This window comes from Oribacterium sp. P6A1, from assembly GCF_000702885.1.
In the GTDB taxonomy this organism is placed as follows: Bacteria; Bacillota; Clostridia; order Lachnospirales; family Lachnospiraceae; genus Oribacterium.
Genome location: NZ_JNKO01000020.1, coordinates 26,937 through 50,144, shown reverse-complemented (window position 1 = coordinate 50,144; position 23,208 = coordinate 26,937). Strand labels below are relative to the sequence as shown.

Genomic DNA, 23,208 nt, shown 5'->3' with positions numbered 1-23,208 from the left:
AATCTAATTCTTAGAATCTTCAGGGTCTGTGTATTAATCGATCTTTGATTTTCAAGGTTCTTATCACTTGTTTATCAGAACTGGTGTTCCGCATCTCTCAAGTGCTCAGTTATAATAACAATTCACAATGCGGATGTCAAACACTTTTTTAATTTTTTTTAGATGTTCCCATACATGTACAATTTCATACTGCACAGGCTAAACAGCAGTAAAGGGCGGCCCATCACATGATGAGTCGCCTGTTCTACCTTATTCCGCCGCTTATCACTCTTTCGAGATGGTAATGTTTCTCAGGATCTATAATCAGGATATCCGCCGCTTTACCCTTTTTTATACTCCCGTACCGGTCAAGCATCCCCAGGGCCTTTGCCGGATTATACGCGGCTGCCCTGACAGCATCTTCTACGGGAACCCCAAAATCTATAGCATTGACCATACATTCATACAAATTACTTGCGCTTGCCGCCAGTGTACCATCCTCTAAAAAAGCAGCATGATCATGCTTATATATATCCTGACCCCCGAGCTCATACTTGCCCTCCGGCATCCCGCATGCTCTGCAGCTGTCCGAGATCAGTATCATTTTATCCGCCCCCATGATGGAAAATGCCATTCTTACGGAAGCCGGATGAACATGAACTCCGTCGCAGATGATCTCGCAGGTTACCTCAGGAGCTTCCATTGCGGCAACTATGGGACCCGGCATACGATGATGTATCGCGGGCATGGCATTGAACATATGCGTAAGGTGAAGGGCACCGTTCTTATATGCTTCTTTTGCGGTTTCATAGTCCGTCATGGTATGCCCGATTGAGATACGGATCCTTTCATGAAGTTTCTTTATAAATTCCATAGCTCCGGTTACCTCAGGGGCTATGGTTATCAGCTTCGGAAAACAATCCGTCTCCTCCAGCAGTTTTTCAATAAAGGCCGGATCCGGTCCGGTGACATACAGGGGATTCTGTGCGCCCACCCTGTCCTTTGATATAAACGGGCCTTCGAGATTCACTCCGACTATGGCAGCTTCACCTTCGCCCCGGCGGCAGGAATACTCTTTAGCCTTTTTAACGATCTTTTCAACCTCGTTTTCAGGCAATGTCATAGTCGTTGGACATATGGCTGTCACCCCCGACTTTAGCTGATACACTGCCATGGCATGAAACGCCTCATCAGCCGCATCATTTGTATCATAAGAAACACAGCCGTGAAAATGCAGGTCTGTAAGTCCCGGAATGATCAGTTTTCCTCTAGCATCTATTACATCTTCATCCCGCTCATTTTCCATCTCAGAAAGCTGACATACACTGCCGGAATCCCGTGGATCTTCAGATGACCGTTCTTTCATTTCCGCAATAATATGATCTTTGATAAAAATATCTGTTTTTTCAAACCGGAAATTCTCCGTATACACCAATCCGTTTTTTATCAGCATTTGTCCAGCCTCTCTGAGATGGAATTATGAGGATATATGTATCTTACTTCTCTATCACTCCGCAATACTCATATCCTGCTTCTTCAACAGCTGCTTTGATAAGAGCCTCATCAATTTCCTTTGAGTTTGTGATAGTTACAAGATTGTCTGCATGTGATGCTGCCGCACTCTCGATACCGTCAATAGCCTCGAGAGCCTTCTTAACATGAGCCTCACAATGTCCGCACATCATTCCCTTTACTGTAATCTTCATTTCTTTTGATTCCTTTCTTATTTCATCATTTGTTTTTTCTTTATCTGCTTCAACATGAGACCTTATATTTTCCGTGTCTGCAGTTGTTGTCGCCTGCTTTATCAGATTTCCCTTTACGGAATTCCTTATGGCTTTATCCCCAGCACTGTCATAAGGCTTTATCCAGTTAAGCCTTAGAGCATTGGATACTACGCAGAAGCTCGACAGGCCCATGGCCGCCGCTCCGAATATAGGATTAAGGGTCCATCCGAAGGCAGCCACATAACAGCCCGCCGCAAGAGGTATGCCCAAAACATTGTAGAAAAATGCCCAGAAGAGATTCTCATGAATGTTTCTCAAGGTACTTCTGGATATCCTTACAGCCGCTGCAACGTCTTTGATGCTGTTCTTCATGAGAACCACATCTGCTGCATCTATGGCAACATCCGTTCCTGCTCCGATGGCGATTCCCAGATTTGCAGAAGTAAGTGCCGGCGCATCATTGATACCGTCTCCCACCATGGTTACCATTCCATACTCCATCAGCTTCCTTATAACAGCTTCCTTGCCATCCGGCTTCACGGACGCAACCACTTCATCAACACCTGCCTGCTTTGCAATAGCTGCTGCAGTCACCTCATTGTCTCCGGTAAGCATCACCACATGGATGCCAAGCTTCTTTAATTCAGAAATGGCTTCCGGTGAATCTTTTTTTATTATATCCGATACTCCGATGATTCCAAGAAGCTGATGAGCTTTCGCCACGAGAACAGGAGTTTTTCCTTCCTTTGCCAATGCTTCTATCCCGCTCTTTGTCTCATTCGTAAGTCCGCCAACGACCTCAGATATATATTTTGCGCTTCCACCGAAGATTTCATCCCGGCCAAGCTTCGCCTTAAGCCCGTTTCCTGATAATGCTTCAAACCCGGCTGTCTCTAAAAGATCAATGCCGCTTTCCTTTGCATACTCCGTAACAGCCTTTGATATAGGATGTTCACTCTTTGACTCAAGAGCATAGGCAACTCTGAGAAGTTCCTCCTCACTGACACCCTTAGTCGGAACAAGATCCGTAACCTTCATTTCACCTGTTGTTATGGTTCCTGTCTTATCGAGAGCGACTATCTGAGTCTTTCCTGCCTGCTCAAGTGATGCCGCAGTCTTGAAGAGAATTCCTGTCTTTGCCGCAACACCGTTTCCCACCATTATGGCAACAGGAGTAGCCAGTCCAAGGGCGCAGGGGCAGCTGATTACAAGAACCGATACAGCTCTGGCCATGGCATATCCAAAACTCTGGCCTGCCAGGATCCAGGCCAAAAATGTGACAACTGCTATTCCGATAACCACCGGAACAAAAACTCCCGAAACCCTGTCAGCTATCTTCGCTATGGGGGCCTTTGTTGCTGCTGCATCACTCACCATTTTTATGATGGCCGAAAGAGTTGTATCCTCTCCTACTCTCGTTGCTTCACATACCATATATCCCGAGGTATTGATAGTTGCCGCATAGACCTTTTCTCCCGGAGCCTTTTCCACCGGAAGGCTCTCTCCTGTCAATACAGATTCATTGACAGCGCTCTCACCTTCCCTGACGATACCATCCACCGGTATACTGTCCCCGGGTCTCACCACAAATCTGTCTCCGACCTTCACATCTTCGATAGGCACTTTACTTTCAACTCCGTCATTGAGAACCATCGCAGTCTTCGGCGAAAGATCCATGAGACCCTTAAGAGCATTTGTGGTCTTTCCCTTTGATCTTGCCTCCAGCATCTTTCCTACAGTTATAAGTGTAAGGATGGTTGCCGCAGCTTCAAAGTAGAACTGATTCATATAGTAAATAACGAGATCATTGTCATCGGCGAGAACGGCCCCGGTCATGGCAAACAGAGCAAATACGCTGTATATATAGGATGCCGTTGATCCCAATGCCACAAGAGTATCCATATTTGGAGAGCCGTGTAAAAGCCCTCTGAATCCGCTTATGAAAAACTTTTGGTTTATCACCATAACAAGACCGGCCAGCAAAAGCTGATAAAGACCCATGGCCACATGATTGCCAACCAAAAATCCGGGAAGGGGCAAGTCCCACAGCATATGTCCCATTGATACATATAAAAGGGGTATCAGGAGCACAAGGGATGCAATCAGTCTTTTCTTCATCTTCGGTGTCTCAGTATCCTTCAGCGAATCATCCTGACTTAACCCGGAACTCTTAGTCTCACTTCCGCCCTTTACGCTGGCACCGTATCCCGCCGCCTCAACTGCCGCAATTATTTCTTCAGGAGAAGCCGTTCCCTCAACCCCCATTGAATTTGTCAAAAGGCTGACGGCACAGCTCTCCACTCCCTTAACCGAGCTTACCGCCTTCTCAACTCTCGTCTGGCAGGCAGCACAGCTCATTCCCGTAACTTTGTACTGTTCCATATATACTCCTTACATCTAAACGCAATGTATAATTCAGACTCCAAAATACCCCTAAGGGGTATCATTACAATGGGTATAATATACCCCGTGGGGGTATGTTGTCAAATAAATTTTAAACAATCAAAAGGATGGATGTACACCCGTACAGGTAAAAGCTGCATATGACGGTTTTATAACAAAAATGCGTATCTGAACATTAATCTCAGATACGCAAAACTGTGTATTTACTTATGTATTCTCTTTCGGCAGGTTCCATTCATACTTGGCATCTGATCAGCCATAATATCCCGGAGAACTCCGCCATTTAATCCGGTTTAAATAACCGCCTCAACATCCTTTGTTATTATCAGGTCACTTCCCAGTCCCAGTATGTCATGTATCAGCACAGTTCCGGATTTCACCGGTGCCTTCACCGAGCACTTCTTTATCTCTTCCATGGCATCAAAGATCCTGTTCTTCGGTATGGGCGCCGTGAGCCTGACGCTGGCAAGAGGAAATTCTCCGGACTCCACCTTCACCGATGACGCTATGGTCCGTCTCGGATCCGTCAGCTCCTGAGCCACATACTCCTTTCCTCTCGGGCAGAGATTACCGCTTACTGCGGTAACGTCCACCGCCCCGCCCCTTTCTTCATAATCGGCTGTTATCTCACAGCCGTTGGGACATACTATACAGGTAAAAGTTCTCCTCATACCAAACTCCAATCTACTGCACTCATCAGCAGTAAAAGTTTTATTTTAGATTGAAATATAAAAAACTGTTCACACCGTCTATGACAGCGGCTTACACATTCACTACACTTACTTCCACGTCTCCGGCACCCCTTGTCACGCCATCCACATCAAGCTGCACCATCTCCGCCGGCAATGCCTTTTTCATTTTCTTCGAAACAAGCTCTCTGCCATTCTGAGTCACCACTATCCTTACATCCTTCATGGGATGACTGACCCTCAGTGACAGCCTGAACTTTTCTTCTCCGCTTATCTTCTGAGGAATGGTGTGATTGATGTTTCCGTCATATTTAAGCTCCACCTCACATGGCCTAAGGGCTCCTTCATTTACAAAGGAAGCCACATGATCCGCAAGCTGCTCAGCCTCCATGGATACAAAATCTACCAGATCGTGGACATGAAGCACATTACCCGCCGCAAAAATTCCTGGTACGCTAGTCTGATAATGTTCATCCACCACAGCGCCTCTGGTACGCCTGTCAAGCACAACTCCCGCATCAAGAGACAGCTCATTCTCCGGAAGAAGTCCCACAGAAAGTATCAGTGTGTCACATTCCACATACTCCTCACTTCCCGGAACCGGCCGGAACTTCTCATCAACCTTTGAGATGGTGACTCCCTTCAGGCGCCTGTCCCCGTGAATTTCCGTCACCGTATGACTCAGGTACAGAGGGATGTTGTAGTCATTGAGACACTGCTCTATATTTCTCGGAAGTCCTGATGGATACGGCTGAACCTCATAGACAGCTTTCACATGAGCACCTTCCAGAGTAAGGCGACGCGCCATGATCATGCCAATGTCTCCGGATCCAAGTATCACCACCTCTTTAGCCGGCATCTTGTTATACAGATTGATATAGGCCTGTGCCACTCCGGCAGTGAAAACTCCCGCAGGACGCTCACCGGGGATGGCAAGAGCACCTCTCGTTCTTTCACGACACCCCATGGTAAGTACCACAGCCTTTGCCTGATACCTGAGAAGTCCGGAGGGTGTCACTACAGTCACAAGACGGCCTTCCGTAACATTGGTCACAGCAGCATTAACCATATACGGGATTCCAAGCTCTCTGACCTCCGAGATGAATCTGCCCGCATACTCGGGTCCGCTGAGAGTTACCCCGAATCTTGTAAGTCCAAAGCCGTCATGGATGCACTGGCGAAGGATGCCTCCAAGATGCTTTTCTCTTTCCACTATAAGGATGTCCCTCACACCCTTTTTCCAAAGCTCCACCGCGGCGCTCAGTCCCGCAGGACCGCCTCCTACTATAAGAACATCTATATTTTTAATCTCTTCACTCATGCCGTTTCACCTCACTGTCCCAAAAAACAGCTGCGAACCCTGTCTGTTGTATTCAAGCTCCGTATCCCTGATGCCGTATTCCTTTTCCAGAAGCTCTGCGATACGCATCTGGCAGTAGCCTCCCTGGCATCTTCCCATCATGCTGCGTGTGCGGTATTTCACTCCCACCATGGTGTGTACTCCCAGAGGATTTCTCACAGCCTCAAGAATCTCGGCCTTCGTTACCTTCTGACATCTGCATATGAGTTCACCGTAATCCGGATTCCTGCCAATGCATTCGGCCTGTTCTTCCTCACTCATCTCGGAAAACTTCTTTATGCCCTTTCTTACAGGAACAAAGGCCGGATTTTCTTCCATATCCATACGGGCCTTCATCAGTTCTATCACATAATCCGCAATGGCAACGGAAGCCGTGAGTCCGGGAGACTCGATACCCACAAGATTAACAGCATGAGGCGCGTAATCATCCACTATCTCGATCTTGAAATCCTGTATTTTTCCATTCTCATCTATCCACTTCGGAAGTATACCTGTATAGGTTCTGATGTAATCCCCTCTGTTGACATGGGGCCAGATTTTTGTGGCTTCCTCATAAAGATAATCAAGATTCTTCTGTGCCACTCCGTACCAGTTAAGATCCTCCGTATCCTCAGCTGTGGGTCCCAGAAGAACATTGCCATCTGTAGTGACGGAAACATGGATACCCATATAGGTGTTGGAGGGAACCGTATAGATGGGCATGGGAACCAGCTTTGAAAGCCTGTTGTCAAGGATGATGTAGTCATCCTTGGAACCTATGATCCTGTTGCCCTTTAGTCCCAGCATATCGGATATCACACCGCAGCCGAGTCCTGCTGCATTGATCACCCATTTAGTGTGGTATGTTGTTTCACCGCCGGTTCCGGTCTCTCCATGCCTGGTACTTACAGTCCAGGTATCATCCTCTTCTTTTCGGATTCCCACCACTTCATTATCAAGATAGTAACTGACACCGTTCCGATGGGCATTTTCCGCCAGAGCTATGGTCAGCATAAAGGGATCAAGTATTCCCGAATCCCGGGAATACATGGCAAACTCTCCTTCAACTGTAGGAACCAGCTCGTGAAGTCTTTCCTTTTCAATTATGGAAAGATGTCTGACTCCGTTTTTTTCGCCCTGCTCCATAACCTCCTGAAGCCTTGCTCTTTCCTCCTCTGTGAACCCTACGAGAACCTTACCGCAGCGTTTAAAACTGAAGTCAAGTTCCTCCGCAAGATCACCCATCATCTGATTGCCTTTAACACAGAGTCGCGCTTTCAGCGATCCCGGGTCATAGGCAAATCCACCATGGCAGACTCCCGTATTTCTTCCGCTGGTCTCATAACACACATCAAGGTTCTTTTCCAGCACTCCGATCTTCAGTTTATATCTTGAAAGCTGTCTTGCGATGGCCGATCCCACCACGCCTCCTCCGATTATAAGAACATCAAACATTTCCACCTCCCCAGGTCATAACGGACCTTCTCATAAATGCATCTATAATTATGGGAGAATGCTTTCATAAAAAACACTCTCCCATGTAAAACCAATATTCCTGACACGTCCCACAGGACTGATGCCCCCGCCAAAATGAATTTCATTGGCCGGCGTTCCCACTGCAGCAAATCCAAGGGGTTTCATATTCCCGACAGCCATAACGTGAAACGGTCTGATATCGACTTATGCCACTCAATCCTTATCCGGTCTAACCTTGTATGGTTCTCCCTCCATGGTGAAAACAATCTTTCTTATGGATGGATCGTGGGTATCATTAAAGTCAAATGCCGACTGGGCTTCACGGAAGTCACAGACATGGGAGATCTTATGATCGAGATCAACCTTTCCTTCCTTTACCAGATCTATAACCTCCTGGAACTTTCTGTTCTGAAGTCTTGATCCTCTGATATCCAGCTCCTTGGAAGTGATGCCGAAGTTTGTAACCTCAGTAGGACTTGTGGTGAATCCCATGGTGATGACACGTCCCGCATTGCCTGTCACTCCGATAAGAGTTCCCAGTGAATCCTTTGTGCAGGCACAATCAATGGAAACAGTCGGTCCGTAACCATCTGTGGTCACTTCCTTAAGTTTCTCTGCAAAATTCTCCTTCATGGGATTGATGGCAATATCCGCACCATTCTCCAGTGCCTCCTGAAGCTTCTCATCGAAGATATCGGAAACTATGATCTTCTTCGGATGGTAAAGTTTCACAATGGAAAGCATTCTGGCGCCAAGGGCTCCCTGTCCGTTTATGAGAACTTCATCATCCTCCTTTATTTCCGCTCTTGAGCAGGCCTGAACCGCAATGGTTGTAGGCTCGATGAGAACCGCATCAACATAGCGAAGTCCCTCGGGAAGTATGTAGCAATGCTCATCCGGCACAGCTATGAACTCACGGTAGCCGCCATCGATATGTACACCTCTTACCTGAAGGTTCTGGCATACATTGGGACGACCGTGTCTGCAGGCATAGCAGTGTCCGCAATTTGTTACCTGATCTATGATTACCCTGTCTCCCACCTTGACCTTTTTGGCTGTGGGTCCGCACTCAACAACTTCGCCAACGATCTCATGACCTATGATGCGTGGATAGGTAGCTGCTGCATTGGTCCCGTGATATATACCTGCATCAGATCCGCAAAGGCCTGAAGCCTTGACCTGTACAAGGACATTGTTCTTTTCATCTATATGTGGCTTTTCTTCTTCAACGATCCTGAGATTCTCAGGTTCCATAATTCTTACTGCTTTTATCTTTTCCATAATTCTCCTCTTTTCTATTTACCCGAAATAAAATTAGCAACTCCCACTGTAAGAGCCGGCACGTAGGTTGTAAGCGCAAGCACAGTGAAGTTTGAGATCATAAACGGGATAAGGGCGATGACATTCTCGGAAAGTTTATTACCGTTGCCTCCCATTTCTCTTGAAGTTCTGTCTCCGATGGAGGTTGCCGCAAAGAGACATACTCCTACAGGAGGTGTACATAATCCGAGAACAAGGTTCATTACAACTATGATACCGAACTGTATCGGATCAACTCCAACTGCCGTAGCAAGCTGCAGAAGAACCGGGAACAGAATGAGGATCGCCGCTATGGTCTCCATAAACATTCCCACGAAAACAAGGAACAGATTTATAAGGAGCAGGATGATGTACTTGTTGCTGGTAAGGCTAAGCATGGAATCCGCGATCATATTCGGAATACGTTCCTTTGTCATGATATAGGCAAAGACATTGGCAAAAGCAACCAGTCCCATGATGGCGGAAGCCGATGACAGAGTTGCCTTAAGGCAGCTGTAAAATGTAGGAATATCCAGCTTCTTATATATGAATGCGGAAACGATGGTTCCGTAGGCTATACATACTATTGACGCCTCTGTGGGGGTCATCACTCCGCCCATGATTCCGAACAGAATGATTCCAACCATGATGATGGCCCAGATGGCTTCCTTTCCTTCATGGAGAATTTCCTTCAGGGAGCTCATCTTGTCTCTCTTGGGATAATGATTCTTTTTGGACTCCCACCAGCAGACAAAGCACATGCCGCCGCCCATGAGGATGCCCGGTACGATTCCGGCCATAAACATCTTGGAAACCGAAAGTCCTGTCATGGTAGCTGCAATGATCATGGGAACAGAAGGCGGAATGATAGGTCCCATACAGGATGATGCCGCCGTAACAGCTACTGAAAAGGGTACATCATAACCCTGCTTTGCCATCATCGGAATCTCAACACCGCCAAGGGAAACCGTATCCGAAAGGGCCGTTCCGGAAATTCCCGCGAAGACCATGGAGGCAAGAACATTGGCATAGGCAAGACCGCCGGAAAGATGTCCCACCATGGCATCTGCAAATCCCAGAAGCTTATCTGAAATTCCTCCCTGATTCATGAGATTTCCCGCAAATGTAAATCCCGGAATGCAAAGAAGCGTAAAGGAATCAAGTCCCGCAAAAAAGCGCTGTGCGAACTGGGTTATGGGCATCCCGGATCCAAGAAAATAAAGAACTGCTGCTATGCCCAAAGAGAATGCAACGGGAACTCCCACTGCGAGACAAATAACAAATGATATAAAAAGAACAGCCACCATTATTTTACTTCTCCCTTCTCTTCAAGTTCTCTTTCTCTGCGTATTTCCTCCGGAGTTTTGTTCCAGTCCCTTATCATCATGATGATTCGCAGTATCCCGCTGAAGGACAGCATACCAAACATCAGTATCTGTGAAAAATAGATATACTGCATCGGTATCTGCATGGCTGTGGATACCATACGGAACTTCATAAAGACAAAGGACGGCTCTGCCTTGAACAGAATAAAAAGAGATAAGACAATCATGGCAATGGTGATTACGAAACGGATGACCGTATTCAACTTATGCAGGCCCTTCTCTTCCAGTTTATCTCTTAAAAACTCAACGTATACGAACTCATCTTTCAGCATCGCAATGCCGCAGCCAAATGCGCACATATAAATGAAGGTGTATCTGGCCGCCTCTTCTGTCCAGGACGGTGCTGACGGCAAAAGGTTTCTTGCTATGATCTGAATCAAAACACATGCGCAGAAAGTAATGAAAAAAACGCTGCCTATGACAGAAAGTATACTTTTGTATGCGCTTAAAAATCTGTTAAATCCTTTCATGTCTTATCTCCCAAAAAATCGGCGGCGTTGACTGCCGCCGACTAATTATTTAAACCAGTTGATAAATGAATCTGCTTTCCTAAGGTGCAATGCAGTTTCATGTGTTCCTTCCTATCGGAAGCATGACTGCATTTTCTCCTGATCACTTAAGTGCTTCAATTGATTCATAGATAGCCTTCTGGCTGTCTGTAAGTGTAGGAAGCACACCGTTGATCATGGCATCTGCAAATTCCTGAACATCTACGTCAACGAACTCCATGCCCTGCTCCTGTAACTGCTTCTCATACTTCTCCTCATTCTCAAGGAAGAGTGCATGCTCAACTTCCTGTGCATGCTTTCCGCCATCCATAACTACCTGCTGAAGGTCCTCAGGAAGAGCATCAAACTGTGCCTTGCCGATTCCGATGTATACCCATGCTCTTAAGTGAGCTGTCTTGATAAGATACTTCTGAACCTCATAGAAGGACTGTGTCTCTATCATGGCAAGAGGATTCTCCTGAGCCTCGATGGTACCCTGCTGAAGAGATGTGAAAACTTCGCTGAGAGCCATAGGTGTAGGCTTTGCTCCTGTAGCCTCAAAAGCTGCAACAGTCATAGGTGACTGAGGAGTACGGATGAGGAGATTCTGCATATCTGAAAGCTTCTCGATCTTCTTGTTTGATGTGATGTATCTTGGTCCTCTTGTGAAATAGCCGATAACCTTAAGTCCTGCATTTTCCATAAGCTCTTCAAAGTGCTTGCCCGGCTCTCCTGTAAGAACCTTCTCCATCTGTTCATCAGACTGGATGAGGTATGGCATGCCGATCATTCCGAGATCAGGCTCATAGGTCTGCATGGACTCGCCTGTAAAGGTAATATCGCATCCTGACTGCTGAAGAATGGATGTGATCATCTCGACCTCCGAACCAAGCTGAGAATTCGGATAGATCTCAACTGCGATTCTGCCGTTTGACTTATCCTCTACATACTCTTTGAATGCCAGTGCGCCCTGATGCCATGAATCCGACTCTGCATTGATATGGCCAAGTGTCAGTGTATATTCTGCCTTGGATGTATCTGTGGATGTCTTTTCAGCCGGAGCCTGTGTCTCTGCTGCCTTGGCATCCTGAGCCTTGGTCTCTTGAGGTGCTGCTGTTGTGTTTGTGGTGCTTGATCCGCCGCAGGCTGCAAGTGAAGCTGCCATAAGGGCGCTCAAAACGAGTGCTGTTAATCTCTTTTTCATAATAACCTCCCTTTGGGTTTGAATTTCTACGGCTTATTATCTCGAAAACTCGCCGCAAATGTATACTAGATATATTATCCTTCTGTGTCCTCCCTGTGTCAATATTTTTTGTGCAAATTTTATATTATTATCTTTTGCATAGTCTTTTGTGTTGTGCGTTATAACTTTGTCAATCCGCATAACGTCAAATCGTTTTGTATAATTTACATCCCGCTGTGCCTAAATCTGGTATTCACAAAAGTTATAATGTCAGTATTAATCAACTATTTTGAGACTAATGATTAATTAATTGAATGATTGTATAAATATCAACAATTATGTATACCAATTGTGTGCTCAAAAGCACTCTATACGCGATTCCGCGTTGGCCGTCACATGCCTTGTGACATTTTGTACAAGCACAATACACGCGTGGCAGCCTTATCACGAAAAAAAGAACCCTGACTTCTCTGGTCAGAGTTCTTTCTTTTCAACTTCCACTATTTATTTTTCCGAAGGCGGTCTTTATATCACTCTCTTAATCCAATAGACGTGCGAATGCCGCCGGGTGTAAACATTATCTTCTCTTTGATGGCTTTATCTCTTTAACAAGTTCCTTTATCTGTTTCGCCACAGTAAAGGCATCAAACTTTTCCTCCTCATCCTTTATAGCACCCCTCAGATACTCCAAAAGTCCCTTTACAGTCATCACCTTATCCCGGGTAGCCGGATTATTGAGAACCGCATCCCTGCTGGTGAATACTCCCAGGATCTCCAGTGGAACATCCTTCATTCCTACCCTGTCCATACTGTCACGTACCAGCCTGTACTGTTCTTCGTCCATTTTTACAGGACTCTGAATGGAAACATCCTGATAGTTGATATGCTGATTCCAGTTTTTGCTGCCGGTTCCTTCCTTTATAACACCGGCATATCCAAAACAGTTAATTCCGTACACCCTGGAACGGGTCACTACAAAGCACATGATGGAGGCGATCTTTCCGTCATTATCAATTGTTCCCGGATACACCAGTCCAAGCTTGTTTCTTCTGGCAAAGATCATAAGCGTTGAAAGAAGCTGCATCATTTCATTGGGTTTACCGTTAAAAAGATGCCTCTCTTTTCTTTTTTCTCCACTCCTTATCCTTTTCTCTTCCTCCAAAGCATCATATCTCTTCTTCCTGCCGGTAAACAGAGACAACACATATTCACGATAACTCATGCCCTGTCTTGAAGCCATTACCGGCACCAGAAAGATGAGAAATATAGCCATGATCAAAGGAAATACAGTATTGAAGCTAAAATCAATATTCATATCGGGATACACTCCTGCTTTATTGTTCACATATTTAATCTGTTTCATAGGAAATGAGGGGCAGCTGCTGCCCCTCATCAGAAACATTTACATATTACCATCACCCAAAGGATCTGTCATTCTTTATTACGATGCAGACATCAAAAGAATTGTCGAAAATTTACGGAGCACGCATTGGTGCGAGACAATCTGCAGGACATCAGCCTGCCGCTTCCACTTCAGTTATCTTCTTCGTAACTCCTTCACCGTAAATCGTTGTCCAGTCGTTCTTCATGGAAACAGGAATCCAGTTATGCTCCCTGCACATTTCGCTCATATTTTCCGCTTTTTCCATATTTCCGTTTTCCCGTTCCAGATCATCACAGCAAAGCATAAAGGCGAGACTTTCATAGGGGTTTCCAGTTACAACATATTCAGCCATGCTGAAATCACCCGAGCTGTTTCCGAAGGAAAGAACAGGCTGGAGCCCGATTTCTCTTGAAATAGCCACTACCTTATTCATCTTCACATCAATGCTTACAGTCTCGGATCCGGTTATGAGCCTGTCTTCTTTTGTGTATGTATATGCCAGTGCATCTTTATCTCCCTGTCCGCTGGCACGCATGGTTCTGTCAGAACCGATTATATGTGAATCCGGAATATCAAGCTGTGAATCATGTACAAGGCCTCTTGCTATGATTCTGTCCGTCCCTGTGACTATGTAAACGGTAAAGTCATTGGCCTCCAGATAATTTACAACCTGTATCATAGGCTGATACCATGCATCTCCCCGAAGCATCCCTTCATACCCGGGCATAGGAAGAGTTTTATAAGCCTTGATATAATCATAGAATTCTTCCGTAGTGATATCAGAAAAAGCCGATGCCACACACTTGTTTATATCATTTTCCAGATCCTCAGACACTGCACCCGCCTCGAGCTGCTTACGGAGTTTCTCCGCCGTCTGCTTTTCCAGCTTTGTGGCTCTTTCTTTATACCCCTCATCATCCAAAATGCGATGCATCATCAAGGTATGAACGAAATAAATAGGATCAGTCTCACAGAAAAGTGTTCCGTCCATATCAAAAACAGCTATACGTCTCTCCACAGGAATAAAGCTCGTGCTGTTTTCATCTGTAACTCTTTCAACGTAGGAAATGAGCTGCTGCTTTAACGGAGCGGAATCCGCCCAATATCCGAGCATAGCCTTACCCGAAATATCTACGACGGGAATTTCATCTGTTTCAGGTTCCTCCGCCGGGACAGTTTCAGCAGCGGTCTCGGCAACAGTCTCGGCAGCTGCCACTGCCGCTTCCTCTCTGGCCAGATTGATCTTTGTATTAATGACTGTAAATAGTGCAACGCAAAGTGCCACCGTCACTGCAATAAGAATAACCGCAATATATCTCCATACTTCAGATACTTGTCTTTTATTCAATTCCCTTACTCCTTTTTAATTCACAATCGACATATAAAATCCGGTTCCAAAAATATGTCGTCCACTAAAAATAAATTAATAATGTTTGGATAGTTTAAACCGCTTCATAAGAAAAAAAGGTTCATATCAAATGATATGAACCTCTTTTATTATAATTGAAATAAGATAGGAATCAAAGCAGTTCCTGATATCCCGGTACGAAAAGATGTCTCGGAATACCGTCAACCATGATTGGAGCAACATCACCCTGAATAAGCGGTCTTACATAAGTGATAAACTCATTGGTTACATAAGTTCCGTCCTCTGTTATCCACTCTCTCGGAACCAGACGTTCATCGTTTGCGATCTTATGTACGTCCTTAACCTCCGTTCCGGCCTGATAAGGGTCATCTGAAAGTCTCTTGATAACAACCATCTGTCCGCTGTCCCCTTCATCTGCTGCCTTCATGGCTGCACCGCCAACCTCGTATGCCTCAAGTATGTCAACACGTGAAGCGCAGTGGCTTGCTGCTCTCTGGAGTGTGGAAAGCTCTATGGATCTGGTCTTGCATCCTATCTCCTTGGAAAGCACTGTGCAGAGATATCTGGCGGTTCCTGTAAGCTGTTTGTGTCCAAATGCATCTACATATTCAGTTGTGTTTCCAAGTTCGCTGATATATGTTCCGTCCTTTGTATGAATTCCTTCTGAAACCGCAATAACAACGGATCTTTTCTTCTGTAAAAGGGCCTTGCATCTGTCAACGAAAACATCTACATCAAAATCCAGTTCCGGAAGATAGATAGCATCGGGGCCGTCACAGTCCTCACCCTTTGAAAGAGCTGCTGCACCGGTAAGCCATCCTGCATTACGTCCCATGATCTCAACCACGATTATCTGACCGTTCTTGGTCTCAAGACTCCATCCGTCTCTGATGATTTCCTTTACAGATGTACCGATATACTTTGCAGCCGATCCATATCCCGGTGTGTGATCAGTTAATGCAAGGTCATTATCAATGGTCTTCGGACATCCGACAAAACGAATCTCTGAGCCTGTTATGATAGCGTAATCCGAAAGCTTCTTGATGGTATCCATGGAATCATTGCCACCGATGTAGATAAAGCAGTCGATTTCAAGTTCATCAAGAATCTGGAATATCTTCTCATAAACTCCCTTATCTTCACTGATGTTTGGAAGTTTGTAGCGGCATGAACCGAGATACGCCGATGGTGTTCTCTTCAAAAGTTCCGCATCAAGACCTGTCCGGATATGCTCTGAGAGATCGATATACCGACCTTCCAGCAGTCCCTGCACACCATGAAGCATTCCGTACACCTTATTGTAGCCTCTGTCCTTTGCAGTTCGGAACACACCTGCCAGTGATGAGTTGATGGCTGCTGTTGGTCCTCCGGACTGACCTACAATGACATTACGCTTCTCTCTTTTGCCCATAATAGTACCCCTCCTTAAATGTCTAACTGGTATCTATTATACCATTACATAATCAATGTGAACATAAATTTAAGAGGATTTATATGTTTTTTTGATAAATTTGTGGATTAGGCGATTTTATGATATGACATAAGTGTCATAAGTCTGTCTCGCACTTGTGCCAGCACATCATTGGAAAGAACTCGAACCGGTCCTATATCGACTTTTGGCAAGCACATCATATGATAAAATCTATTCATGACAAACGGAGGAAATATGTCCGAAATAATCACCGGAACTGTCGCAAAGAAGGCAGATCAGATAGCAATGCAGGAAATGGGTTTCAAATCTCTTGAGCTTATGGAGACTGCAAGTTCTAAAGTGGCTATTTATGTAAACAGGCACTATACCTATGAGCGGGAGGCCCGCATCCTTGTTCTGGCGGGAGTCGGAAACAACGGGGCCGATGCTGTGGCCGTGGCCAGAATGTTGAAGGAAACCGGCTATGATCCGGTTGTATGGGTAGTGGGAAGCATCGAAAAAGCAAGCTGGGAGTTTCTGTATCAGATGTTCCACTATCAGCAGCTTCTGGGAAGAGCAGTGATCTACAGGGAGGGCGATTCCCTCCCGGACTCAGACATTTGCATAGACGGCATTTTCGGAATAGGTCTGCACCGGGAGGTCACCGGCATATACAGGAGCTTTATGAATGAGGTCAATGCTCACAGCCACGGCTTCACCATAGCAATCGATGCCCCTTCAGGCATCGATACAGATTCCGGCGAGCTCATGGGAGCCGGGATAAAAGCTGACGTGACCATCACTTTCGGAAGAAACAAAACGGGCCTCGTGACCGGCACCGGAAAGGAATACAGCGGAAAGATTTTCGTTGAAGATATAGGAATACCGGATGAGGCATACGAGAGAGCCGGGGTCGCCGGCTGAAGCAGAAAACGGCCCATTTACTTATGCCTCTATAAAGATACCTCGAAAAATAATACTGAACTATCATAGGTTTTGAAGGAAGGGAGTACCTTAGATGCCGAAACAAAAACTCAAAAGCAAACCGTACTTATATGATATCTTATGCTTCATAATGCTGACCATAGGTGCCATCACAGCAGCCTTTTCCATCGAAGAGTTCCTGGCTCCCAACAAAATCTTCGACGGCGGTATAGTCGGTGTTTCCATGATAGCTGCCAATTTCACGGGATTCAAACTCAGTATCATGACCTGGCTTCTCAATGCTCCGTTTCTGATACTTGGCTGGAAGAAAAGAGGTACAGCCTTTGTTGTGCGTGCGATTTATGCCATGACTGTATTTGCCGTGGCAGTTGGATTTTTTGAAACCACCCCTGCAGTCACTAAGGACCATCTCCTGGCAGTCACCTTCGGAGGACTGATTTTGGGAGTCGGTGTGGGAATCATACTAAGATACGGCGGCTGCCTGGACGGAACGGAAATCGTTGCCTCTATCCTCAGTCCGAAGATTCATCTCCCCATCGGTCGTCAGGTGCTGTTTTTCAATATCTTTCTTTACCTGATAATCGGTTTCCTTTACGGCTGGAACAATGGTCTTTATTCCATACTCACCTACGTGCTGGTATCTGTTGTTATGACGAAGGTGGAAGAAGGATTCGACGCCGAACGCGGATGTCTTATATTCACTCATGATGACGTGGACGCTATAAAAAACAGGATATATGCCGAGCTTGGCCGAACCTGTACGATATGGAACACCGAAGGATTCATTGGCGGAGATAATAAAGCGCTCTATGTGGTCATAAGCAGATATGAACTCCGCCAGCTGAGAGAGATTCTTTCAAATTACAACTGCTTTGTAACCGTCAGCAGCATAGAAGAAATCATAGGAAAACATGTGAAGCTGACGCTAAAAGACTAAAAGACCCGGGCCTTCCCCTGCTTAGATCATAAGGAATGCCCGAGCCCGTAGACTTAAGTCAAAAAAACAAATCATAAAGAAATATAATGTATAAAGAAAGCCTATGCCCCGGTAACTCCCCGAGGGCACAGGCTTTTTCTTTACCCGTCATGTCATGAAACATGTTCATCAAGCTTTATGAAACAGGATGGAATTATACACTTTCAGGCGGAGAGGCTGTGAGAATCTGTTCAGAGGGAGAAAATCTCATCTGTTCCCAAATGGAGAGAAGAGTACAAGTTCATCAGGCTGACGGATTGATTCCGTCTTAAAATACTCCGTCAGGGCAAGAGACAAACCGCCTCCTGCGGAATCTCCCATCATGATGATCTTCTTTTCAGGGTGCTCCACACAGTATTTTTTGTATAACGGTACTATCAGATCAACGCCTCCTTAAATCTCAAAAATGTGCGGAGATACTGAATCAGACTGTTGCTGTATCCCCGCACATTTTTGCTATCGACATATTGATCCGATACGATAACTGTATTTTCGGTTTATTTCAAGTCACCTGATCTTCACACCATCAGCCCCTACATAATGACCATCCGGTGTTCTTTCATTGGCGTAGATACGTCCGACCTTATCACCTTCTGTTTCGAAGTAATACTCCTTTCCATCGATGGTCTGCCAGCCTGTGAGCATCTGACCGAAACGTCCGTCATGGAGAGGGCAAAGATAATAAATGTTATTATCCGAATCCGTGAACCAGCCGCTCATAATATATCCATCCTTGTCGAAACGATACCACTGAACAGTTCCGTTGAATTCACACTGCTTCCACTTGTTTACAGCTGTCTCACTGTTTACGGAAGAGAATTTCCATCCCTTTTCATCCATAGACCAGAATCCCATGGTGCTTGCATCAATTCTGTTGGCACCGAGAACCTGACCGGCCTGTGAACCTGAGCCGCTTCCTCCGTCATCCGAATCGGAATCTGAACTACGGCTTCCGGAACTTCCTGTTGCCCTGCTTCTGCTGTCATTCTTTGAAGCATCATTGCTCTTTTTGTCCGAAGACTCAGATGTGCCTTCCTTCTTCACATCATCCTTTGATGTATCGTTCTTTTCAGGCTTTCCTTCTTCATGTGAAGCATCATTCTTTTCAGCATCGGAATCCTTCTTATCTTCAGGCTTCGGATCCTCCTTTGGTGTTACCTTCCACTCACCTTCACAGACTGCCACAGTCCAGTGGTACGGTGCCTCATTCTTCAATGCTCTCCACCAGTTATCTCCGGCAGTGATATCAAAAACATGCTCCTTTTCAAGATCGAGTCCCGAAATTCTGAATGTGGTATCTTCTGTTGTATAAGCTCCGTTTACATGATTGAAATAATCACCATGTCCGTTATAGACCGGCTTTCCGTCAACATATACACGATATCCGAGGATACCGCTCTCGTCTTCCGCCGGATCCCAGCTGAGTACCAGATCATTTCCGTCTCTTACAACATCAAGCTCCGATGAACTCCATACAGGTGCCTTAAAATCATACATCTGCCATGTGGTGCTGACGCCTTCCTCATAATCGAATTCCTGTCCGTCATCCGCAAATGCTGCGATTCTGATACTGTTTTCCTTGCGGTTTGCTGCTTCGTCCACAACACCGTCAGTCAGACGGTCCACGATAAGAGTGACATTGTTCTCTTTAAACTTTGAACTTCCAAGCTGGTAATAGTAGTATGTCTTTTCCAGCTCGCCGTCCACATAGATCTTATAGCCACGGATTCTCTTGTCTGCCTTTCTTGCATCTGCAAGTTTTACAGGAACCGATGTATATACCTCTCCCTTGAGCTCTGACATCACGAGGTTTTCCGGTTTCTTAAGCTCTGTGCCTAAAGCATCCTCCAAATATGTTAATGACGGTCCTTCAACCTTATTTCCGGTTTCATCAAAGGCAAATACCTTAAATAGATATTCTACTCCCGCAGAAAGTTTGTCTACGGTTATCTCTGTCTTGTCAGTGAGCTTACTTACGTCAACAAGTGTCTCTCCACCGTCCACATAGGTTTCAACACTGTACTTGACTTTCATTTCATTTCCGGCAAGATCCTTATCCTCTGCCTTTGAAAAATTAAGCTTCAGACTGTATCCGTCGCTTTCCTCTGTTCTGGCAACAGATCCGTTTTCATCCCCGTCATCTTCGCTTTCTCTGTCAAGCTCAGATCCGGTGGCAATTTCATTTTTCTTGTCACTCTTCTTTACGAGTTCAGATCCTGTTGCAATCTTTAACTCTGCATCTTCAGCCCATTCCGGCTTTGTTTCGGCATTTTTAGTCTGAGCTGATTCTGTGCTGTTAACAAAGTGCAGGTCTCTGCAATTAACGATCTTGTTCCATGCATCGCTTCCGTCACTGTGCTTTATCTTAACATTATAAAAGACCGCATTCTCTATACCATCCAGAACATCTCCGGCAATCTTGTCAACGCTTCTATATTTTATTTTGCCATTTTTATCTTCATCTTTATCTACGAATTCCGCCGAATTCTTCACTGTGATATCCTGAAAATACAGGTCGTGATGATGGTGTTCCGGCTTTGAAGGATCATTGGCATCTATATCTGCAATAAGACTGAAGGCATTCTTGGATGTTTTATCGCAGGAAATATTGTAAGCATCAATGTTATAAAACTCAGCAGGCTTGTCTGCAGTCTCTGTATCAGATACTCCGTTTGAATCACTGTACATGGTGGTCATAACAAAGAGCTGGTCTGCATTGGCAACTGCACAGTCACGTATGAGCACATCATGGATGCTTCCGCCATTTGCCGGCGCCGACTTGAAACGGAAGGGCATATCAGCATAATTCAGGACATTATCCTCTACCAGCATATCGCTTATTCCTGCACCTGTATGGCTTCCTGCAGCAATGGCACCGCCATGACACTCACGGAAAACATTGTCAAAGGTCCAGATATGGCTTGAGGACTGCTGCTGTGTATCCTCTGTAGCCTTACCCATACCGGTCGCAAAGTTTACCGCGTCATCACCGGTATCAAAGAAACAGTTGTAGACCATGGCATTCTGAGTGTTGCCTATCTCGATTCCGTCACCGTTGTTGCAATCGTAAGTAAGATACTTTACGTTGTTGGTTGTTACCGTGTCACTGTCAAGTACAGCAAGTGTATGGTATGCGGGATTTGCAAGGGTTACTCCTTCCATGTAAAAGTTCTTTGTTCCGCGGATCATAACCAGTGAAGGACGGGTATTGTAAGCAATTTTAGATGGATTGTTTATATTTTCACCTCTTGCTGCTGCGGCCTTTTTGGTAGCATCCTTTGCAAGTATTCCCTGACCGTCGCCCACTACCTTACTGTTTCCTCCTGCATAGTACTGAGGGCTTCTATAATCCTGCCCCTCAGGATCCTCCGGGTGTTTGTTGTCCTTTTTGATGCTTGTCCAGCCATTACCGTCGATGGTTCCTTCACCCACAATTCTGATGTTCTCATATGGATGTTCTTCGTCTGCAGAGTAGACATTGATCAAAGACCAGGAACGGGTATCTGTGGAGTAGGGATAAAGTATATAGTTCTGATCGTAATGATCCACATTTGGTGATCCCTTAAGAACAGCACCTTCCTCAAGCTCCAATGTCATATTGCTGTGAAGATAAAGCGCACCGGACATATATATTCCTTCGGGAATCACAACCTTTTCATCCTCACCGCAGGCATCTATGGCAGCCTGGATAGCTTTGGTATTCTCAACGATCTCCTCATTTATTTCATCATTGTAGCTTTCATAGGCTTTTTCAACAGACTTTGCGCCATAATCAGTAATATTATGGATTTCCGAATCTGAAAGCTTTTTCTTTGTATGAGCATCTACACTTGCAGAACCTCCAAGCTCCGATCCCGATTTATCAACGGGAACCACTGTAAATGTATAATCAGTATCGGGTTTAAGTCCGTCTGCAATGAAAGTATGGATGCTTATTTTCACGGCATCCCCATGATGCTTGTAAAAGGCTTTTCGATATGTATCTGCCCAGTCTGAATACTTCTCATAATTTTCTTCGGCTGTGCCAAGGTACTTTTCCTCACCAGTCTCATCGGTCACATACACCTTGTAATCCGCAATGTCTTTATAGTTCTCCGGCTTTTTCCAGACAAAGGAAACCGAGTCCTCATCTACGGCAAGCTCCGGTACTGTTATTTCTTCTATATCGTAACTTCCTTCATCGTTATGATATTTCGGAGTATCAATCTCCTTTTCCGAAAGCTCCTCTAACTTCTTTTCCATGAGCTGCTGCTTCACTGAAATCTTTTCTTCTACGATTCCTGCAGTAACAGCACTCGCTTCAGGCAATGAGTCCACCGTAAAACTTTCTTTGTCTTCTTCCAATGTCTCTTTTCCGGCATCCTCATTTTCATCTGAGACATCAGTCTTTTCTGTATTCTTTACTTCCTCAGAAGCCGTTTGTTCCTTCTCCGAAACTCCGGACTCTGCTTTTCCTTTTTCCGTAACTTCGGACTTTACATTTCCCTTTTCCGAAGCTGAATCCTCATCCCGGTCTTTACTCTCTTCCTGCTGATCATCACTTTTTTTAATGTCTTCCTGATCGTCAGAGTCAGTAGGATCTTTTTGCTCTTTTGAAGTATCTGAAGAGCCGGACTGCTCCTTTGATGACTTCGCAATGTCATCGCTGTTCTCTGATGAATCTGTAGAATCATCGGAATCGGAGTCTGTTGATGCTGCACCATCAACGGAATCTGAATGCTCTTCATTTCTTTCTTTTTCGTCAGAGCTACGGTCATCGCCCTCGTTTTTACCGTCCTCTTCGTTCTTTTCTTCAGCAGATCTGATATCTCCGGAATTATCTTCTTCGTTCCCCTGTACGGATACCTCCTCTGCTGCCTGCTCTGCGGCATATACCTGCATACCCACATTCGTAAATGCAGTTCCTGCGGTCATACTCAGTGCCAGAGCTACAGATACTGCTTTTCTGAAAGCCAAATTACGCCCTCTTCTCATATCTATCTCCCTTTAGTAAACCCTTTAAGATTTTGGCTTTTAATTTTCTTTTTCCCGGGAAGAATAATTAAAAATTTTATGTAAGCACTTACATTTACGAACGTTATTATAATAGCATTTATTAAAAATCAGTTCTATTGCACAAATTTTACAAAGAAATACGAAATATTTCGTTACCTAA

16 protein-coding genes are annotated in these 23,208 nt (G+C 45.3%); 2 read left to right on the top strand and 14 right to left on the bottom strand.

Features of this window, described 5'->3' with window-relative positions; all coding sequences use genetic code 11:
• Positions 1-244: 244 nt before the first annotated feature.
• The 12 genes from nagA to T515_RS12040 form a co-directional block, all read right to left on the bottom strand.
• The gene (gene nagA / locus T515_RS12095; RefSeq protein WP_036611507.1) at positions 245-1,432 is read right to left on the bottom strand and encodes an N-acetylglucosamine-6-phosphate deacetylase; all 1,188 of its coding nucleotides are present in this window, start codon (positions 1,430-1,432) and stop codon (positions 245-247) included.
• A gap of 43 nt (positions 1,433-1,475) precedes the next feature.
• Positions 1,476-4,088: a heavy metal translocating P-type ATPase gene (locus T515_RS12090; protein ID WP_036611504.1), complete on the bottom strand. Its 2,613-nt coding sequence runs from the start codon at positions 4,086-4,088 to the stop codon at positions 1,476-1,478.
• A 314-nt stretch (positions 4,089-4,402) separates the two neighbouring features.
• Positions 4,403-4,780: a DUF1667 domain-containing protein gene (locus tag T515_RS12085; protein ID WP_036611502.1), complete on the bottom strand. Its 378-nt coding sequence runs from the start codon at positions 4,778-4,780 to the stop codon at positions 4,403-4,405.
• A 91-nt stretch (positions 4,781-4,871) separates the two neighbouring features.
• Positions 4,872-6,119: an NAD(P)/FAD-dependent oxidoreductase gene (locus T515_RS12080; RefSeq protein ID WP_036611500.1), complete on the bottom strand. Its 1,248-nt coding sequence runs from the start codon at positions 6,117-6,119 to the stop codon at positions 4,872-4,874.
• Between the two features lie 6 nt (positions 6,120-6,125).
• Positions 6,126-7,592, bottom strand: coding sequence for an NAD(P)/FAD-dependent oxidoreductase (locus T515_RS12075; RefSeq protein WP_036611497.1), 1,467 nt, complete (start codon positions 7,590-7,592; stop codon positions 6,126-6,128).
• A 234-nt stretch (positions 7,593-7,826) separates the two neighbouring features.
• Entirely contained in the window at positions 7,827-8,885 is a 1,059-nt protein-coding gene (locus tag T515_RS12070) for an alcohol dehydrogenase catalytic domain-containing protein (protein ID WP_051671698.1), read from the bottom strand.
• Positions 8,886-8,908: 23 nt separating this feature from the next.
• On the bottom strand, positions 8,909-10,219 hold the full coding sequence (locus tag T515_RS12065; RefSeq protein WP_036611494.1) for a TRAP transporter large permease: 1,311 nt from the start codon (positions 10,217-10,219) through the stop codon (positions 8,909-8,911).
• Positions 10,219-10,767 carry a TRAP transporter small permease gene (locus tag T515_RS16770; RefSeq protein WP_051671697.1) on the bottom strand — a complete coding sequence of 183 codons (549 nt, stop codon included), beginning with the start codon at positions 10,765-10,767 and terminating at the stop codon, positions 10,219-10,221. Before T515_RS16770 ends, T515_RS12065 begins: the two co-directional genes overlap by 1 nt.
• A 142-nt stretch (positions 10,768-10,909) precedes the next feature.
• Positions 10,910-11,989, bottom strand: a complete 1,080-nt coding sequence (locus tag T515_RS12055; protein ID WP_036611492.1) for a TRAP transporter substrate-binding protein — start codon at positions 11,987-11,989, stop codon at positions 10,910-10,912.
• Between the two features lie 556 nt (positions 11,990-12,545).
• Positions 12,546-13,283, bottom strand: a complete 738-nt coding sequence (locus T515_RS12050; RefSeq protein WP_155988372.1) for a hypothetical protein — start codon at positions 13,281-13,283, stop codon at positions 12,546-12,548.
• Between the two features lie 199 nt (positions 13,284-13,482).
• Complete coding sequence (locus tag T515_RS12045; protein ID WP_051671696.1) at positions 13,483-14,700, bottom strand: haloacid dehalogenase-like hydrolase; 1,218 nt, start codon at positions 14,698-14,700, stop codon at positions 13,483-13,485.
• A 172-nt stretch (positions 14,701-14,872) separates the two neighbouring features.
• Positions 14,873-16,132 (bottom strand): 6-phosphofructokinase, encoded by a 1,260-nt coding sequence (locus tag T515_RS12040; protein WP_036611484.1) that lies wholly within the window; start codon positions 16,130-16,132, stop codon positions 14,873-14,875.
• A gap of 255 nt (positions 16,133-16,387) precedes the next feature.
• Here T515_RS12040 and T515_RS12035 point away from each other — a divergent pair, with 255 nt between their 5' ends.
• Together T515_RS12035 and T515_RS12030 are read left to right on the top strand one after the other, a co-directional pair.
• Entirely contained in the window at positions 16,388-17,056 is a 669-nt protein-coding gene (locus T515_RS12035; RefSeq protein WP_051671695.1) for an NAD(P)H-hydrate epimerase, read from the top strand.
• 94 nt (positions 17,057-17,150) lie between these two features.
• Positions 17,151-18,014, top strand: a complete 864-nt coding sequence (locus T515_RS12030) for a YitT family protein (RefSeq protein WP_051671694.1) — start codon at positions 17,151-17,153, stop codon at positions 18,012-18,014.
• A gap of 246 nt (positions 18,015-18,260) precedes the next feature.
• Here T515_RS12030 and T515_RS17405 read toward each other — a convergent pair whose 3' ends face one another.
• Together T515_RS17405 and T515_RS16765 are read right to left on the bottom strand one after the other, a co-directional pair.
• Positions 18,261-18,404, bottom strand: coding sequence for an alpha/beta hydrolase fold domain-containing protein (locus tag T515_RS17405; protein WP_278245418.1), 144 nt, complete (start codon positions 18,402-18,404; stop codon positions 18,261-18,263).
• A gap of 156 nt (positions 18,405-18,560) precedes the next feature.
• Positions 18,561-23,027 carry a hypothetical protein gene (locus T515_RS16765; RefSeq protein WP_051671693.1) on the bottom strand — a complete coding sequence of 1,489 codons (4,467 nt, stop codon included), beginning with the start codon at positions 23,025-23,027 and terminating at the stop codon, positions 18,561-18,563.
• Between the last annotated feature and the right edge of the window lie 181 nt (positions 23,028-23,208).